Origin of the sequence: Streptomyces sp. WAC05292 (assembly GCF_003949955.1) — a bacterium.
Classification (GTDB): domain Bacteria; phylum Actinomycetota; class Actinomycetes; order Streptomycetales; family Streptomycetaceae; genus Streptomyces; species Streptomyces globosus.
Genome location: NZ_RPSE01000497.1, coordinates 1 through 3,848, shown reverse-complemented (window position 1 = coordinate 3,848; position 3,848 = coordinate 1). Strand labels below are relative to the sequence as shown.

Annotated in this window: 4 protein-coding genes; 1 reads left to right on the top strand and 3 read right to left on the bottom strand. The window is 78.1% G+C overall.

Translation table 11 applies throughout. The annotated features are described in order from the left end of the window. The coding region (locus tag EF903_RS29945; RefSeq protein ID WP_260616107.1) for an HAD family hydrolase at nucleotides 1-672 on the top strand (672 nt) is incomplete at its 5' end. Between the two features lie 22 nt (nucleotides 673-694). On the opposite strand, the gene EF903_RS29940 is transcribed toward EF903_RS29945, so the two are convergent. From EF903_RS29940 to EF903_RS29930, 3 genes are all read right to left on the bottom strand, one after another. Beyond that, on the bottom strand, nucleotides 695-1,696 hold the full coding sequence (locus tag EF903_RS29940) for a helix-turn-helix transcriptional regulator (protein ID WP_260616106.1): 1,002 nt from the start codon (nucleotides 1,694-1,696) through the stop codon (nucleotides 695-697). Between the two features lie 340 nt (nucleotides 1,697-2,036). After that, a complete protein-coding gene (locus EF903_RS29935) occupies nucleotides 2,037-2,312 on the bottom strand; it encodes an isoamylase early set domain-containing protein (protein ID WP_125548136.1) in 276 nt (91 codons plus the stop codon). A gap of 221 nt (nucleotides 2,313-2,533) precedes the next feature. After that, the gene (locus EF903_RS29930) at nucleotides 2,534-3,694 is read right to left on the bottom strand and encodes an AraC family transcriptional regulator (RefSeq protein ID WP_125548135.1); all 1,161 of its coding nucleotides are present in this window, start codon (nucleotides 3,692-3,694) and stop codon (nucleotides 2,534-2,536) included. Nucleotides 3,695-3,848: the final 154 nt, after the last annotated feature.

The following is a 3,848-nucleotide window of genomic DNA, read 5'->3' as shown; positions in this document are numbered from 1 at the left end:
GGGCGGGCCGCCCTGTTCGACATCGACGGCACCCTCACCGACACCAACCACCTTCACGTCGTCTGCTGGTGGGAGGCCTTGCGCCAGTCCGGGCACCGGGTGCCCATGGGAGCCGTGCACCGGGCCGTGGGCCTGCCCGGCGACCGGCTGGTCGCCCACCTCCTCGGTCCCGGCGACGAGGAGGAGCACGAGCGGATCCACACCGCTCACGGCGTCCTGTACGCGACGTACCACGACCGGCTGCCCGCCCTGGACGGGGCCGCCGATCTGCTGCGCCGGCTCGCGGGCGACGGCTGGGAGGTCGTCCTGGTGACGTCGGCGTCCGGGGCCCAACTGGACGCGCTGCGGCGGGCGATCGGCGCGGACGAGGCCATCAGCGCCTGGACCAGCGCGGACGACGTGGAGCGCGGCAAACCGCATCCGGAGCCCCTGAACCAGGCTCTCGACCTCGTGGGTGTCGGGGCGGACCGGGCCGTGTTCGTCGGCGACACCGTGTGGGACATGCGGGCGGCCGTGCGGGCGGGGGTGTCCCGGGTCGGCGTCCTGTCGGGCGGGATCCCCGCCGGCGATCTGCGGGCGGCCGGCGCCGAAGCCGTCTACGAGGGGCCCCGGGACGTGCTCGCCGGCCTCGGGACGGGCCCCTTCGCCCGGCTGCCCGGCGCGGGCGGCTGAGGCCGGGAGAGCCCCGGGGGGATCAGTGGGCCGGGCTGCGGGTGCGGAAGGTGTGCGAGGGCGTCGTCCCGTACGCCTGGCGGTAGGCGCTCGCGAACCGTCCGGCATGGGCGAAGCCCCACCGGGCGGCGATCGCGGTGACGGTCAGCCCGTCGCCCGGCTCCGCGGCCCGGAGTTCGGCGTGTACGTGCGCCAGCCGCACGCGCCGCAGGTAGCCGAGCGGGGTGGTGTCGGCGTGCCGGGCGAAGGCGTACTGGAGGGCGCGGGGGGTGACGGGCACGGCGGCCGCGATCTCCGCGAGGCCGATGTCGGTGCCGGCGTTGCTCTCGATGAAGGCGATGGCGCGGCGCAGCGTGTCGGAGGTGGCGTCCCGGCCGTCCCGCGGCCGCGGAGGCCCCTCCAGGCAGCCGAGTGCGTTGTTCGGGAAGACGCTCAGGGCGGTCGCGGCCAGCAGCCGGGCCGATTCCCCGAGCACCAGCGGCGAGGCGGCCGCTTCCGGCACGAGGAGGGTGCTGTGCACGAACTCCGCGGTCCGCTGCCACGTGTCGGCCCGCGCCGCGTCGAGCGGGAGCAGCCCGGTGAACCGTACGGTGCCCCCCGCGGGGAGGGGGCCGGCCTGCCGGGCGGCGGCGCGGACGAGCCCCCAGGGCACGGCGACCGTGCGCAGCCGGATGTCCTCGGTGCGGGCGGTGCGGGCGCTGCCGAAGCGGCCGCCGAGGAAGACCTGGCCTGCGGCGAGCCGGTATGCGTCGGGCCCGTCCCGCAGCTCGGCGCGGCCGGCCCGGACCACGGCGACGACCAGGCGGCCGGGCGGGCCGGAGGTGATGTGCAGCCGGCCGGGCAGGTCGACCTCGCCGCCGGCGAAGGCGCCGGTGTCGGTGTGGACCAGGCGGTACGGGGCACCGGGCGGGGCCGGCGCGCACATGCGGAGCCGGGATCCGTAGGCCTCCTCCAGGAAGGCGCGGGCGGCTTCGGGGCTGCTCGCCGCGTAACGGCGGCGTCCGGGCTCGGGAGTCAGGGGCATCCGGTCCCTCCCTCCCGTCCGCATCGCATCGCGTCCCCGGCCCGTCCTCCGTGGGGCTTCGCCCGGGCCGGACGCGGGAGCTCGTGCCGGCCCGGGCACGGGGTGCCGGAACTCCTGCCGGTGTCCGCCCCGTTTCCCCGGATCCCCTCCGCCTCGGTGAGGGGGTCGAGGCGCAACACCTATCCCATGGACCCCTCCCACCGCCATCGCCCGGGGGTGGGGCGGTCGGCCCGGGTTTCGCGCACCGGCCCGAGCATCCCGGCCGCTGCCGGGACTCGGCCGGATGTATCCGGATAACGAAGAAACCCCGCCCGTCACCCGGTCCGGCAGCGGGGGCCGGTCAGGTCGTCAGGCGGCTGTTGACGCCCTCGCGGCCGTCCGCCTGGTCCTCGTTGAACCAGTAGTCGCCCGCGGCGAGGTAGCGGAACTGGTGCACCCGCTGCGCCTCCAGCCGCACGGTGACGGCGCGGTTCCCGTCCGCCCGCGGGGTCAGCCGGTGGGTACCGGGCGTCCAGTCGTTGAAGTCGCCGACGACGCTGACGTCGCCCGCGGGCTCCTCCGGCGGGAGGACGAACGTCACCTCGGTGCGGTTCTTTCGAGCGGTGCGCTCCAGCACGAGCGCTCCTTCCTCTGGGGGGGACCGGAACTTGGCGCCGGGGCGGCCGACTGGCGAGCGGCCGCCCCGGCCGTGCGGCCCTCAAGGTGTACCCCGCGGGCGGCGCGGTGCGCGGGAGGCGGCACGCCCGGGCGGGCCGGATCGTTTCGCTCTGCGGCTCCCCGGGGGCTGCGGGCCCGGGCGCGTCGGGCGCCGTCCGCTGAGCGAAATCCCTGCGCCGCTCACCCGGACGGCCGACTGCGGCGCAAGGTTTCGCCAGGAGGCTCCCCGTGCAGGGCGGCATACGCGTCCGAGAACAGCCCGGGCCGCCCCCACCCCCACCGGGCGGCGACGGCCGCGACCGCGGCCGGGACGCCGGCGGCGGGGTCGGCGGCGGCAAGGTCGGCGCGGGCCCGCATCAGGCGCACGCGCCGCAGGTAGGTGCGGGGCGTGGTGCCGAGGGCGTCGGCGAACGCCGCGTGCAGGACGCGGGGCGGCACTCCGGCCGCGGCGGCCATGTCGGACGGGCCGACGGGCCCGTCGGCGTGGTCGTGCGCGAACTCCGCGGCGCGGCGCAGGGCGGCCGGGCCGACGCGCCCCGCCCCGGGGGCCAGGGGGTCGGAGCGGGTCCGGAACCCGGGGAAGGCCTCCAGGGCGACCGCCGCGAGCAGACGGGCCGCGGCGTCCCTGACGAGGGTGGTGCCGGGGCCGGCGGCGGCTGGGCCGTCGTCCAGCAGGCTCCAGGCGTATCGGGCGCAGGCGCGCCAGCGGGCGGTCTCCGCGGGCGCGGCGGCGGTGTGCAGGCCCGGCGGGATGGGCGCCTCGCGCGGCAGTCCGGCGACGTCGCGCAGCAGGTCGGGGTGGAGGACGGCGGCGCGGGCGTGCATGTGCTCGACGGCGGTGCGCATGGGTGTGCCGGGCGCGGCGGCCAGGAGGACTCCGCCGGCGGCGTACGCGCCGGAGCGGCCGCAGTCGAGCCGCATCCGGCCGCCGAGCACGTCGAGGACGAGGAGGTCGTCGAGCGGCTGGACCTCGTAGACGACCGAGGCGGCGAGGCGTCCCTCGTCCAGGCAGAGGGCGCCGGAGGTGCGGCGCTCGTGGCGGAAGACGGCGCCGCTGCGCGCCGCCGAGCCGAGGCGGACGGTGGTGCCGTACGCCTCGGCGAGGTACGCGCGGGTCTCGTCGGCGGACGTGGTCCGGAACAGGGTGCTGTGGACGGCGTCCGCTACGGCCGCGGGGCCCTCCGGCGGGCTCCCGTCGTGCCGGACGCCGTCGCCCGACGGGGTTAAGGCCCCCGCCCCCGCCCGTTCCGGCCCGTCGTGTGCCGGGCCGGAGCGGCCGCCGGTGCCGCCGCCGTCGCTGCCCGTCCCGGTCGGTCGCCCGGCGTCGTCCCTGCGCTCCACGGGCGGCACCTTACTGGGCCGCGTCCGGGCGTACGGGCCGGATTCACCGGAACCGCGGTACGGGAGCCTCCGGCCGTCCCGGAAACGAAACGCTTCCGCGGCTCCGGGGCCGCCGGGAGGGGCGGCTCAGCGAGCGGCCCCGGAGCCGCGGAAG